Here is a 13,367-nt window from a genome sequence, read left to right as displayed (position 1 = left end):
GCTTCCGGTGCTCACGTACGAAAAGTACGCTCCGCTCCGGTTCTCGGAACCCGCCATTTTCGGCTCGGCCTGACCTGAATATCGACACGCCTTAAATCCAGCACCGCGCACCTGCTTTTAAGTGAAAAACATCCGATGGCAACCGAACGTTACAATCCGCGTACGTCAGAGCCCAAATGGCAGAAGGCCTGGGCCGAAAAGAAGCTGTTCGAGGCCCGCAACGACGATCCGAAGCCGAAATACTACGTGCTCGAGATGTTCCCCTATCCGTCGGGCAAGATCCATATCGGCCACACCCGCAACTACACGATGGGCGACGTGGTGGCGCGCTACAAGCGCGCCAAGGGCTTTAACGTGCTGCACCCGATGGGCTGGGACGCGTTCGGCATGCCGGCCGAAAACGCCGCGATGCAGAACAAGGTCCACCCCAAGGACTGGACCTACGAAAACATCGCGGTCATGCGCGAGCAGCTCAAGATGATGGGCCTGTCGCTCGACTGGGCGCGCGAGTTCGCGACCTGCGACGTCGACTATTACCACCGCCAGCAGATGCTGTTCCTCGACTTCGTCGAGAAGGGGCTGGTGACGCGCAAATCCTCCAAGGTCAACTGGGACCCGGAGGACATGACGGTGCTCGCCAACGAGCAGGTCATCGACGGCCGCGGCTGGCGCTCGGGCGCGCTGGTCGAGCAGCGCGAGCTGACGCAGTGGTTCTTCAAGATCACCGACTTCGCGCAGGACCTGCTGGACTCGCTCAACGGACTCGAAGACTGGCCCGAAAAGGTCAAGCTGATGCAGCACAACTGGATCGGCCGCTCGGAAGGGCTGCTGATCCGCTGGCCGCTGGCAAAGCCGGTCGGCGACATGAACGAACTGGAAGTCTACACGACCCGGCCCGACACCATCTTCGGCGCCTCCTTCATGGCGGTCGCCGCGGACCATCCGCTGGCGAGAAAAGCCGCCGAGAACAATGTCGAGCTGGCGAAGTTCATCGAGGAGGTCCGCCACATGGGCACCTCGGTGGCCGCGCTCGAGACCGCCGAGAAGAAGGGCTTCGACACCGGCATCCGCGTCGTCCATCCCTTTGACGAGAACTGGACGCTGCCGGTCTATGTCGCCAATTTCGTGCTGATGGAATACGGCACCGGCGCCATTTTCGGCTGCCCGTCGGGCGACCAGCGCGACCTCGATTTCGCCAACAAATATGGCCTGCCGGTGATTCCGGTGGTGATGCCGGAAGGCGAAAACCAGGGAAGCTTCCAGATCATCGAGGAGGCTTATGACGGCGACGGTGTGATGATCAATTCGCGCTTCCTCGACGGCATGAAGCCCGAGAGGGCGTCCGATGAAGTGGCAAAGCTCCTGGAGCAGAAAAGCATCGGCGGCCGGCCGATGGCGGAGCGCAAGGTGAATTTCCGCCTGCGCGACTGGGGCATTTCGCGCCAACGCTACTGGGGCTGCCCGATCCCGATGATCCATTGCGAGGCCTGCGGCGTCGTGCCGGTGCCGAAGGCCGACCTGCCGGTGAAGCTGCCCGACGACATCGAGTTCGACCGCCCAGGCAACCCGCTCGACCGTCATCCGACATGGCGGCATGCCAAGTGCCCGCAATGCGGCCGCGATGCGCGGCGCGAGACCGACACGATGGACACCTTCGTCGATTCGTCCTGGTATTTCGCACGCTTCACCGCGCCGTGGGCAAACGAGCCGACCGAGCCGAAAGCGGCCGACGAATGGCTGGCGGTCGACCAGTATATCGGCGGCATCGAGCACGCGATCCTGCATCTGCTCTATTCGCGCTTCTTCACCCGCGCCATGCGCGAGACCGGTCACCTTAATCTGACCGAGCCGTTCAAGGGGCTGTTCACGCAGGGCATGGTGGTTCACGAGACCTACCGCGTCGGCGGCCCGTCCAACAATGGGCGCTGGCTATCCCCGAGCGAGGTCAGGCTCGAGGACGTCGACGGCAAGCGCCGCGCCGTCGAGATCGCCACCGGCGAGGAGGCGACGGTCGGCGCGCTGGAGAAAATGTCGAAGTCGAAGAAGAACACGGTGAGCCCGGAAGAGATCACCGACGGCTACGGCGCCGACACGGCACGCTGGTTCATGCTGTCGGACTCGCCGCCGGAGCGCGACGTCGAATGGACCGACGAGGGTGCGGCCGGCGCGCACCGCTTCGTGCAGCGCATCTGGCGCCTGGTGCAGATCGCGGCCGAGCAGCTGCCCGGCGTGAAGCCGGCGGCGGCGAAAGATGGCGATGCGGGCGCCGTTTCCAAGGCGGCGCACAAGATCCTGAAGGCGGTCGGCGAGGACATCGAGAAGCTCGGCTTCAACCGTGCGATCGCCCGCATCTACGAGCTCGCCAATGCGCTGGCCGCGCCGCTCGCCGACGTTGCCGAAGGCAAGGCCGATGACGCGCTGAAGGGCGCCTGCCGCGAGGCGGTGGAAATCCTGGTGCACATCATTGCGCCGGTGATGCCGCATCTGGCGGAGGAATGCTGGCAGGAGCTGGGCGGCGCCGAAATGGTCGCCGAGCGGCCCTGGCCGGTCTACGACCCGGCGCTCGTCGTCGACAATGAGATCGTGCTGCCGGTGCAGGTCAACGGCAAGAAGCGCGGGGATTTGACAATTGCTCGCGACGCGGATCAAGGTGCCGTCGAAAAAGCGGTGCTGGCTCTCGACTTCGTGCAAAAAGCACTGGAAGGTAAGGCTCCGCGCAAGGTGATCATCGTGCCGCAGAGGATCGTCAATGTCGTTGCCTGATCCGGTGAAGTCAGATGCGGTCCGCCTGCGCGGCCGCTTGGCGCTCTGCGGCATGGTCGCCGCGCTGGCGCTGGTCTCGGCCTGCACCGTGCGGCCGCTCTATTCCAGCCAGCCGCTGTCGCCCGGATCGCTCAGCGCCTCCGCCGAGCTCGGCTCGATCTCGATCAAGCCGGTCAATACCCGCTACGCGCAGCAGGTGCGCAACAATCTGATCTTCGCCTTCGGGCAAGGCTCGGGCGAGCCGGCCGCGCCGGCCTACACGCTCGATCTCGGCGTCACCGAGCTCGTCGAATCGGCGGCCATCGTGCAGGTGCAGACTCAGGAAGACGAGCCGACGGCGGGCACGGTCACGCTGACCGCCAACTACGTGCTCAGGGATACCGCGACCAACACGGTGATTGCCGTCGGCAAGCGCTCGATCCCCTCGTCCTTCGACCGGCCGCGCCAGGAATTCGCGGCTTACCGCGCACAGATCGACGCCGAGAACCGCGCCGCGCGGGAGCTTGCCGATCTGCTGCGGCTGTCGATCGCGCAGGATCTAGCCAAGCATGGCAAGAAAGCCTGAGCTGTGCCGATATTCAGGTGAGGCCGGCCTGCGAACGGCGGCTCCCTGCGCTTCCGGTGCTCACGTACTTCAGTACGCTCCGCTCCGGCTCTCGGAAGCCACCGTCCTCGGCGCGGCCTGACCTGAATCTCGACACACCTTGGCGCACCGTTTGAAACTAAAAAGGCCGGTCACCCGGCCTTTTAGGTTTCACGGGAGCCGGCGTCAGCCGATCTTCTGGCCGGTCTTGGCCCAGTCGGCGAGGAAGGCGGCGAGGCCCTTGTCCGTCAGCGGGTGATTGACCAGCGCCTTCAGCGTCGCCGGCGGCGCGGTCACGATATCGGCGCCGATCAGCGCGGCCTGCTTGACGTGGTTCACCGTGCGCACGGAGGCGGTCAGGATCTCGGTCTTGAAATCATAGTTTTCGTAGATCTGCTTGATTTCCGAGATCAGCTCCATGCCGTCCGAGCCGGTGTCGTCGATGCGGCCGACGAAAGGCGAGATGAAGGAGGCGCCGGCCTTGGCGGCCAGCAACGCCTGGTTGGCCGAGAAGCAGAGCGTCACGTTGACCATGCGGTCCATCTCGGTGCGGATGGTCTTGCAGGCCTTCAGGCCGTCGAGCGTCAGCGGCACCTTGATGGCGATATTCGGCGCGATCTTGGCCAGCACCTTGGCTTCCGCCATCATGTCCTTGTACTCGGTCGCCACGACCTCGGACGAAACCGGACCTTCGACGATGTCGCAGATCTGCTTGGTGACCTCGATGATCTTGCCACCCGATTTCAGGATCAGCGAGGGGTTGGTGGTGACGCCGTCGAGCAGCCCCAGATCGTTGAGCTCCTTGATTTCCTTGATGTCAGCGGTGTCGACAAAAAATTTCATGGCGGTCTCCTTGGGGATTGCCGGGCGCCAGCCAGGCAGATGCGAGGGTCCCCTTTGATCTAGACCAAAGTCAGGGCAAGGTCACGCCTGATGATGGAAGATTCGCCCTTTGTCGCAGCCGCTCCCGTGCTGGTGCCGATGCCGGCCGAGCGGCCCTACACCTATGCCGTGCCGCCAGGCATGCGCGTGGTGCCGGGCTCGATCGTGCGCGTGCCGCTCGGGCCGCGCCAGGTCGCGGGCATCGTCTGGGACGGCGCCGTCGAAACCGTCGATGCGAAGAAACTGCGGCCGATCGAGGAGGTGTTCGACTGCCCGCTGATCGACAGGGCGATGCGCCGCTTCGTCGACTGGATCGCGCAATACACGCTGTCGGCCCCTGGCATGGTGGCGCGCATGCTGCTGCGCGCACCGGAGGCGTTCGATCCGGAGCCATGGATCGAAGGGCTGCAGCGCACGCTGGCCGAACCGGACCGATTGACCGACGCGCGGCGGCGCGTGCTCGAAACCGCGGAGGGCGGCCTTGCGTGGACGCGCTCGGGGCTGGCGCATGCCGCGGGCGTGTCCTCGACCGTCATCGACGGGTTGCGGGCACAGGGCGTGTTCGAGACGGTGATGATCCCGCCGCGTCCGGTGGTGGCGGCGCCCGATCCCTCTCATGCCGTGCCGGAATTGATGCCTGACCAGAAAGCGGCGGCGGAGAAGCTGCGCGCGGCAATCGCGGCCGACACTTTCAACGTCACCCTTCTCGACGGCGTCACCGGATCGGGCAAGACGGAAGTCTATTTCGAGGCGATAGCGGCGGCGCTCGACAAGGGCAGGCAGGTGCTGATCCTGTTGCCTGAAATCGCGCTGACGCATGCCTTCCTCGAACGTTTCCAGGACCGGTTCGGCGCCAAGCCGGCGGAGTGGCATTCCGACCTGCCGCCCCGGATGCGCGAACGCGTCTGGCGCCAGATTGCGGAAGGCGGGGTGCGCGTCGTCGCCGGCGCGCGTTCGGCGCTGTTCCTGCCGTTCAAGGAACTCGGCCTGATCGTCGTCGACGAGGAGCACGATCCCGCCTACAAGCAGGAAGACCGCATCTTTTATAATGCGCGCGACATGGCGGTGGTGCGCGGCCATATCGGCGGCTTCCCGGTCGTGCTCGCTTCGGCGACACCCTCGGTGGAAAGCCGGGTCAACGCCGGCCAGGGCCGCTACGACCGGGCCGTGCTGTCGTCGCGCTTCGCGGAAGCAGCGCTGCCCGACCTGAAGTCGATCGACATGCGGCGTTCGCCGCCGGCGCGGGGCGGCTTCCTGTCGCCGGTGCTTTTGGAACAGATGCAGCGCACGCTGGAGAGGAAGGAGCAGTCGCTGCTCTTCCTCAACAGGCGCGGCTATGCGCCGCTGACGCTTTGCCGAGTTTGCGGCCATCGCTTCGGCTGCCCGGTCTGCTCGGCCTGGCTGGTCGAGCACCGGTTTCGCGGCCAGCTCGTCTGCCATCATTGCGGCCATAACGAGCGGCGGCCGGAAGCCTGCCCGGAATGCGGCACGCTCGACCATCTGGTGGCATGCGGCCCAGGCGTCGAGCGCATCGCCGAGGAAGTGGTCGGGCATTTCCCCGATGCCCGCACCATCGTGCTGTCGTCCGATCTTCTGGGCGGGGTGCGCCGGCTCAGGCTCGAACTCGAGGCGGTCGCCAATGGCGAGGCCGATATCGTCATCGGCACGCAGCTGGTCGCCAAGGGGCACAATTTCCCCGGCATGACGCTGGTCGGCGTGGTCGATGCGGATCTGGGATTGGCCAATGGCGATCCGCGCGCCGCCGAGCGCACTTTCCAGCTGCTCAGCCAGGTGACGGGGCGCGCCGGCCGCACCGGCAAGAAGAGCCTCGGCCTCCTGCAGACCTACCAGCCGGACCATCCGGTGATGCGGGCGATCGTCTCGGGCGATTCGGAAGCGTTTTACGAGCGCGAGATCGCCGAGCGCGAACGGGCGGCGCTGCCGCCCTTTGGCCGGCTCGCCGGCATCATCGTCAGCGCCGCGACACGCGGCGAGGCGGAAAGCCATGCGCGGGGGTTAAGGCGCGCGGCGCCGCAGGCTAGCGACCTCTTCGTGCTCGGCCCGGCCGAGGCGCCCTTGTCGCTGATCGGCGGCCGGCACCGCTTCCGGCTGCTGGTACAAGGCGAACGGCGCGCCGACATGCAGGGTTTTATTCGGGCCATGCTGGCGAATGGACCGAAGCTGCGCGGCTCGGTCAGGGTGCAGGTCGACATCGACCCGCAGAGCTTTTTGTAACTAGTCGGGGATTGGCGGGTCTTGCAGGATATTCCTGCACCAAACGCCCAGCGCCTCAAAGTGCCTGATATTTGCGGTTATCACAGTGAGTTCGTTGGTTGCCGCGGTGGCCGCGATCAATATGTCCGCCAGCCCCGGGTTCTTTCCTTGCGCCGAGGCCGCTTCCTCCATTTGACCCGCCCTGCGCGCTATATCGGAATTGACCTCCAGAATTTGATCCGCGAAGTCTTCGATAGTTTCGTTGAGCCAGGCAGCGAGACCCTCAGCGCGTTTTGTCGCTCCGGCGCGAGCCAGCTTGCAAATGCCTTTCTCGATCTCGGTGATGGCTATAACTGGTACGAAGAGTGCTTGCTTTGCGCCCTGCGCCACGATCCAGTCGGCGATGTCTTTTGGAAGAGGCGGTTTTCCAGGCTCGAGTTCCGATAAGATGCACGTATCGATAAGACAGCCGCTCAAAGATCGACGTCCCGTGACGGTGACGCGTCCCTTTCAAGCTCGATCCCTCCCGGATAAGTCAGAAGGAACTCTCCGAAGTTTCGACGTTTGACCGGATAAAGCTTTTGCAACTCTTCGACGGATACGATGGCCGCTGCTGGCTTGCCATGCCTGGTGATGGTCGTAGGCTTCCCATTTCCCGCGGCCTCGACAAGTGCCGACAGCCTTGCCTTAGCCTCCCGAAGCTGGACGGTTTTCAAGGTTGCCTCGCTTGTAGTCTCGTGTGGTCTCAATAAAGCGATTGCATAGCAAGGGAACAAGTCCGGATGAAAACCCTCGGCCTGATCGGCGGCATGAGCTGGGAATCGACGGCGATCTATTACCGCCTGCTCAACGAGATCGTGCGCGAGCGGCTGGGCGGGCTGCATTCGGCCAAGCTGTTGTTGTGGTCGTTCGATTTCGCCGAGATCGCCGAACGCCAGCATGCGGGCGACTGGGAAGGCGCGGGCGTCCTTCTGGTGGAAGCCGCGCGCAAGCTGGAGGCGGGCGGCGCGGAGGGCCTGGTGATCTGCACCAACACCATGCACAAGCTGGCCGACGCGGTGCAGTCGGCCATATCGATCCCGCTCATCCACATCGCCGACGCCACGGCGCATGCCGTCGTCGATGCAGGCGTGAAGCGGCCGGCGCTGCTGGCGACACGCTTCACCATGGAGCAGGATTTCTACAAGGGACGGCTCGCGGACAAATACGGCCTGCAGCCGATCGTGCCGGACCAGGCCGGCCGCGACATGGTGCACCGGGTGATTTATGACGAGCTTTGCCAGGGCATCATCAGGCCCGAATCGAAATCCGCCTATCTCGACGAGGTCGGCCGGATGCGGCGCACCGACCGGGTGGACGGCGTCATCATGGGCTGCACCGAGATCACCATGCTGATCGGCCAGGGCGATTTCGACGTTCCAGTCTTCGACACGACGCGCATCCACGCCGAGGCCGCGGTCGATTTCGCGCTCGCCTGATGCGGGATTCCCAATGCGCCCGCCGTCCTCTGGCGCGCCTTCATTCCCCGGCTAGAATGCCGCTGTTTCAGAACGAGAAATAAAGGGGGATTTTTTTATGGACTTCGCGTTTCCGTGGCCGGCGAGCCAGGGCGAATGGCTGGCCTGGTCGAGCGCCGTCGTGACTTTGGCGCTCGGCCTGTTCCTGTTCCTGGCGCCGGGGCTTGCGTTTCGCGCGCTGCGCCTGCAGCCAAGGCCCGAGAAAGCGGCGGCGATCGCCGAGGGACGCGGCCGCATGTCGGGCTTCTATCTCGGCGTCAGCCTGTGCTGCATTCTTCTGGCGCAGCCGCTGCTTTACATGGCGCTGGGCTTCTCCTGGCTGTTCACCGCCTTCGGCCGGCTCTTGTCGATGATGTCGGACGGCGCCAACACCCCTTTCAACTGGGTTTCGATCGTGGTTGAATTGGCGCTGGCGGCGCTGCCGCTGGCCTTTGCCTTCGGCTTTGTACCGTGAATCCGGCGCTTGGGGTTCACCCCAGCCGCCTGATGCGACAAAAGTGCCTGAAAACCATGCCGGACGATGCATTGCGGTCTTAAAAAGCCTGTGCTAGACGGCAATCGACTTTCGACCGGGGATAGCGGAAGCCGCGCCTCCGTGCTTGGAAAAATGCAGTAAGGTCAAAGATTTAGCCAGAGTTTTCGCTCGCGCCAACAATCTGCGGCCTGTCAGACAAGAGAAAAGACGGTCCGTGGCCCAATCGTCATCGCCAATCTCAGCTGTCGCCGAACGCTATGCAGGCTCGCTGTTCGAGCTTGCGCTGCAGGACAATTCAGTTGCCAAAGTCGAGGCCGACCTCGCCAGCTTCGAGGCAATGCTCAACGGCAGCGACGATCTCGCGCGGCTGATCAACAGCCCGGTGTTTTCCGGCGAGGACCAGGCAAGGGCCATCGCCGCCATCGCCGATAAGGCCCAGATCACCGGCCTGGTCGGCAATTTCCTGCGCGTGGTCGCCAAGAACCGCCGCCTGTTCGCGGTGCCCGGCATGATCAAGGCGTTCCGCCAGATCGCCGCCGACCATCGCGGCGAGGCGTCAGCCGAGGTCACCTCGGCGCATGCGCTGACGGCCGCGCAGCAAGATGAACTCAAGGCGACGCTGAAGAGCATCGCCGGCAAGGACGTGGCCATTGCCATGACCGTCGATCCGTCGCTGCTCGGCGGGCTGATCGTCAAGATGGGCTCGCGCCAGATCGATACGTCGCTCAAAACCAAACTCAATTCGCTCAAGCTTGCACTGAAAGAGGTCGGCTGATGGACATCCGCGCCGCGGAAATTTCCGCAATTCTGAAAGACCAGATCAAGAATTTCGGCAGGGAGGCCGAGGTTTCCGAAGTCGGCCAGGTTCTGTCCGTCGGTGACGGCATCGCCCGCGTCTACGGCCTCGATAACGTCCAGGCCGGCGAGATGGTCGAATTCCCGGGCGGCATCCGCGGCATGGCGCTGAACCTCGAGGCCGACAATGTCGGCGTCGTCATCTTCGGTGCTGACCGCGACATCAAGGAAGGCGACACCGTCAAGCGCACCGGGGCCATCGTCGATGCGCCTGTCGGCATGGGCCTGCTCGGCCGCGTCGTCGACGCGCTGGGCAACCCGATCGACGGCAAGGGCCCGATCAAGGCGACCGAACGCAAGCGTGTCGACGTCAAGGCGCCCGGCATCATCCCGCGCAAGTCGGTGCATGAGCCAATGTCGACCGGCCTCAAGGCCATCGATGCGCTGATCCCGGTCGGCCGCGGCCAGCGCGAGCTGGTCATCGGCGACCGCCAGACCGGCAAGACCGCCATCATCCTCGACACGATGCTGAACCAGAAGTCGGTGCACGACAACGGCCCAGAGAAGGAAAAGCTCTACTGCGTCTACGTCGCCGTCGGCCAGAAGCGCTCGACCGTGGCGCAGTTCGTCAAGGTGCTGGAAGAGCGCGGCGCGCTCGAATATTCGATCATCGTCGCCGCCACCGCGTCCGATCCGGCGCCGATGCAGTTCCTGGCACCGTTCACCGCCTGCACCATGGGCGAATATTTCCGCGACAACGGCATGCATGCGCTGATCAGCTATGACGATCTGTCGAAGCAGGCCGTCGCCTACCGCCAGATGTCGCTCCTGCTGCGTCGCCCGCCGGGCCGCGAAGCCTATCCGGGCGACGTCTTCTACCTGCACTCGCGCTTGCTCGAGCGCGCCGCCAAGCTCAATGACGACAATGGCAACGGGTCGCTGACCGCGCTGCCGATCATCGAGACGCAGGCCAATGATGTGTCGGCCTACATCCCGACTAATGTGATCTCCATCACCGACGGCCAGATCTTCCTCGAAACCAACCTGTTCTTCCAGGGCATCCGTCCGGCGGTGAACGTCGGCCTGTCGGTGTCGCGCGTCGGCTCCTCGGCGCAGATCAAGGCGATGAAGCAGGTCGCCGGCTCCATCAAGGGCGAGCTCGCGCAGTATCGCGAAATGGCTGCCTTCGCGCAGTTCGGCTCCGATCTCGACGCGGCAACGCAGCGTCTGCTCAACCGCGGTTCGCGCCTGACCGAGCTGCTCAAGCAGCCGCAATTCTCGCCGCTCAAGGTCGAGGAACAGGTCGCGGTGATCTTCGCCGGCGTCAACGGTTATCTCGACAAGCTGCCGCTGAACCAGGTCGGCAAGTTCGAGCATGGGCTGCTCAGCCATATGCGCTCGGCCGGCAAGGACGTGCTCGACGGCATCCGCAAGGAGAAGGCGCTGTCGGACGATTTGCGCGCCAAGCTCAAGGCCGAGATCGACGCCTTCGCCAAGACCTTCGCTTGAACGAAGCTGGACGGGATCGGGTTTGAAGCATGGCTTCGTTAAAAGACCTTCGTAACCGTATCGCCTCGGTCAAGGCGACGCAGAAGATCACCAAGGCGATGCAGATGGTCGCCGCGGCGAAGCTGCGTCGCGCGCAGGAAGCGGCGGAAGCAGCTAGACCCTATTCCGAGCGCATGGGCGCGGTCCTGGCCAACATCACCCAGGCGATCGGCGGCGGCGGCGATGCCCCGGCGCTGATGACGGGCACCGGCCGGGACGATGTGCATCTGCTCATCGTCTGCACGGCCGAGCGCGGCCTGTGCGGCGGCTTCAACTCGCAGATCGCGCGCCTCGCCCGCGATCACATCCGCAGGCTGCTGGCCGACGGCAAGCAGGTGAAGATCATCTGTGTCGGCAAGAAGGGCTATGACATCCTGCGCCGCGACTACGCTTCGATGATCCTGGAGCGTGTCGACCTGCGCGAGGTGAAGACTCTCGGCTTCGCCAATGCCGATGCGATCGCGCGCAAGGTCATCCATCTCTTCAACGATGGCGGCTTCGACATCTGCACGCTGTTCTATTCGCAGTTCAAGTCGGTGATCAGCCAGATCCCGACGGCCCAGCAGATCATACCGGCGGGCGCCGGATCCACAGCTCCTGAGGCGACCAATGGCGGCAATGCCGTCTACGAATACGAGCCGGAGCCGGGCGAGATCCTTTCCGACCTCATCCCGCGTAACATCGCCGTGCAAATCTTCCGCGCGCTGCTGGAGAACGCGGCCGGCGAGATGGGCGCCAAGATGAGCGCGATGGACAATGCGACGCGCAACGCCGGCGACATGATCAACAAGCTGTCGATCACCTACAACCGCCAGCGGCAGGCGCAGATCACCAAGGAACTGATCGAGATCATTTCGGGCGCCGAGGCGCTCTAATCACGCGCCGCGCGGGATACCGGCGGGCGGCGTGAACAACGGATAGACGAAAAGGGCAAAGACGATGGCGAAAGCAGCTACCCCGAAGACCGCCGCCAAGGCGGCACCGGCCCCCAAGGCGGCGAAGGCCCCGGCAGCAGCCGCGAAGGCCGCCGCTCCGGCGAAGAAGGCGGCCGCTCCGGCCAAGGCTGCGGCTCCGGCCAAGGCGGCAAGCGTATCGACGAAGCGGGTCGGCGCCGCCGGCAAGGTCCGCCAGGTCATCGGCGCTGTCGTCGACGTGCAGTTCGAGGATCACCTGCCGGCCATTCTGAACGCGCTGGAGACCGACAATGTCGGCAACCGCCTGGTGCTCGAGGTGGCCCAGCATCTCGGTGAGAACACCGTGCGCTGCATCGCCATGGACTCGACCGAAGGTCTCGTTCGCGGCCAGCAGGTCTATGACACCGGCGCGCCGATCTCGGTTCCGGTCGGTCCCGGCATGCTCGGCCGCATCATCAACGTCATCGGCGAGCCGGTCGACGAGGAAGGCCCGGTCGACGGCGTCGAAATGCGCGCCATCCACCAGCCCGCCCCGGCCTATGTCGATCAGTCGACGGAAGCGCAGATCCTGGTCACCGGCATCAAGGTTCTCGACCTCCTGGCGCCTTATGCCCGCGGCGGCAAGATCGGCCTGTTCGGCGGCGCCGGCGTCGGCAAGACCGTGCTGATCCAGGAGCTGATCAACAACGTCGCCAAGGCGCATGGCGGCTTCTCGGTGTTCGCCGGCGTCGGCGAGCGCACCCGCGAAGGCAACGACCTCTATCACGAGTTCATCGAATCGGGCGTCAACAAGAAGGGCGGCGGTGCCGGATCCAAGGCCGCGCTCGTCTACGGCCAGATGAACGAACCGCCGGGCGCGCGCGCCCGCGTCGGCCTGACCGGCCTCACCGTCGCCGAATATTTCCGCGACCAGGGGCAGGACGTGCTGTTCTTCGTCGACAACATCTTCCGCTTCACGCAGGCTGGCTCGGAAGTGTCGGCGCTGCTCGGCCGCATTCCTTCCGCCGTGGGTTACCAGCCGACGCTGGCCACCGACATGGGCGCGCTGCAGGAACGCATCACGACCACAACCAAGGGCTCGATCACCTCGGTGCAGGCGATCTACGTTCCGGCCGACGACTTGACCGACCCGGCGCCGGCGACGTCCTTCGCCCACCTCGACGCCACGACCGTGCTCAACCGGGCGATCTCGGAAAAGGGCATCTATCCGGCCGTTGATCCGCTGGATTCCACCTCGCGCATGCTCGACCCGATGGTCGTCGGCGAGGAGCACTACCAGGTCGCCCGCCAGGTGCAGTCGATCCTGCAGCGCTACAAGTCGCTGCAGGACATCATCGCGATCCTTGGCATGGACGAGCTTTCGGAAGAGGACAAGCAGACGGTTGCCCGCGCCCGCAAGATCGAGCGCTTCCTGTCGCAGCCGTTCTTCGTGGCCGAAGTGTTCACCGGATCTCCGGGCAAGCTGGTCGACCTCGCCGACACCATCAAGGGCTTCAAGGGCCTTTGCGCCGGCGACTACGACCACCTGCCGGAAGCCGCCTTCTACATGGTCGGCGGCATCGACGAAGCGGTCGAGAAGGCGCAGCGCCTGGCGGCTGAAGCGGCATAAGAAAGCGAATAGCGAATAGGGAGTAGCGAATAGGGAGCAAAGGGTTTGGCGAGTTTCTTCACTACTC

General features: G+C 64.5%; 12 protein-coding genes. 9 read left to right on the top strand and 3 right to left on the bottom strand.

The annotated features are described in order from the left end of the window. Positions 1-135: 135 nt before the first annotated feature. Positions 136-2,763 carry a leucine--tRNA ligase gene (leuS, locus tag FJ425_RS11330; RefSeq protein WP_140723448.1) on the top strand — a complete coding sequence of 876 codons (2,628 nt, stop codon included), beginning with the start codon at positions 136-138 and terminating at the stop codon, positions 2,761-2,763. Further along, a complete protein-coding gene (lptE, locus tag FJ425_RS11325; protein ID WP_140723445.1) occupies positions 2,750-3,328 on the top strand; it encodes an LPS assembly lipoprotein LptE in 579 nt (192 codons plus the stop codon). The genes leuS and lptE overlap by 14 nt, the downstream gene beginning before the upstream one ends. Before the next feature lie 204 nt (positions 3,329-3,532). On the opposite strand, the gene fsa is transcribed toward lptE, so the two are convergent. Next, positions 3,533-4,189: a fructose-6-phosphate aldolase gene (gene fsa, locus FJ425_RS11320; RefSeq protein WP_140547111.1), complete on the bottom strand. Its 657-nt coding sequence runs from the start codon at positions 4,187-4,189 to the stop codon at positions 3,533-3,535. A 90-nt stretch (positions 4,190-4,279) separates the two neighbouring features. Between fsa and FJ425_RS11315 the strand changes: the two genes are divergently transcribed. After that, on the top strand, positions 4,280-6,463 hold the full coding sequence (locus tag FJ425_RS11315; protein WP_140723442.1) for a primosomal protein N': 2,184 nt from the start codon (positions 4,280-4,282) through the stop codon (positions 6,461-6,463). Here the strand turns inward: FJ425_RS11315 and FJ425_RS11310 are convergent, their stop codons facing one another. Together FJ425_RS11310 and FJ425_RS11305 are read right to left on the bottom strand one after the other, a co-directional pair. Next, positions 6,464-6,919, bottom strand: coding sequence for a type II toxin-antitoxin system VapC family toxin (locus tag FJ425_RS11310; RefSeq protein WP_140723439.1), 456 nt, complete (start codon positions 6,917-6,919; stop codon positions 6,464-6,466). After that, positions 6,916-7,158, bottom strand: coding sequence for a type II toxin-antitoxin system Phd/YefM family antitoxin (locus FJ425_RS11305; RefSeq protein ID WP_140723436.1), 243 nt, complete (start codon positions 7,156-7,158; stop codon positions 6,916-6,918). The genes FJ425_RS11310 and FJ425_RS11305 overlap by 4 nt, the downstream gene beginning before the upstream one ends. Before the next feature lie 66 nt (positions 7,159-7,224). On the opposite strand from FJ425_RS11305, the gene FJ425_RS11300 reads away from it, so the two are divergent. The 6 genes from FJ425_RS11300 to atpD all read left to right on the top strand — a co-directional run bounded on the left by FJ425_RS11300 (position 7,225) and on the right by atpD (position 13,300). Beyond that, positions 7,225-7,920 (top strand): aspartate/glutamate racemase family protein, encoded by a 696-nt coding sequence (locus FJ425_RS11300; protein ID WP_140723433.1) that lies wholly within the window; start codon positions 7,225-7,227, stop codon positions 7,918-7,920. A gap of 97 nt (positions 7,921-8,017) precedes the next feature. After that, entirely contained in the window at positions 8,018-8,413 is a 396-nt protein-coding gene (locus FJ425_RS11295; protein ID WP_140546140.1) for a DUF4345 family protein, read from the top strand. Positions 8,414-8,648: 235 nt separating this feature from the next. Then, positions 8,649-9,209 carry a F0F1 ATP synthase subunit delta gene (locus FJ425_RS11290; protein ID WP_140546139.1) on the top strand — a complete coding sequence of 187 codons (561 nt, stop codon included), beginning with the start codon at positions 8,649-8,651 and terminating at the stop codon, positions 9,207-9,209. Next, positions 9,209-10,738, top strand: a complete 1,530-nt coding sequence (atpA, locus tag FJ425_RS11285) for a F0F1 ATP synthase subunit alpha (protein ID WP_140546138.1) — start codon at positions 9,209-9,211, stop codon at positions 10,736-10,738. Before FJ425_RS11290 ends, atpA begins: the two co-directional genes overlap by 1 nt. A 29-nt stretch (positions 10,739-10,767) precedes the next feature. Beyond that, on the top strand, positions 10,768-11,652 hold the full coding sequence (locus FJ425_RS11280; protein ID WP_140634252.1) for a F0F1 ATP synthase subunit gamma: 885 nt from the start codon (positions 10,768-10,770) through the stop codon (positions 11,650-11,652). A 64-nt stretch (positions 11,653-11,716) separates the two neighbouring features. Next, entirely contained in the window at positions 11,717-13,300 is a 1,584-nt protein-coding gene (gene atpD / locus FJ425_RS11275) for a F0F1 ATP synthase subunit beta (RefSeq protein WP_140634254.1), read from the top strand. The last annotated feature ends 67 nt before the right edge of the window (positions 13,301-13,367 follow it).

It is taken from the genome of Mesorhizobium sp. B2-7-2, assembly GCF_006440775.1.
In the GTDB taxonomy this organism is placed as follows: domain Bacteria; phylum Pseudomonadota; class Alphaproteobacteria; order Rhizobiales; family Rhizobiaceae; genus Mesorhizobium.
This window is presented reverse-complemented; position numbering and strand designations above follow the sequence as displayed.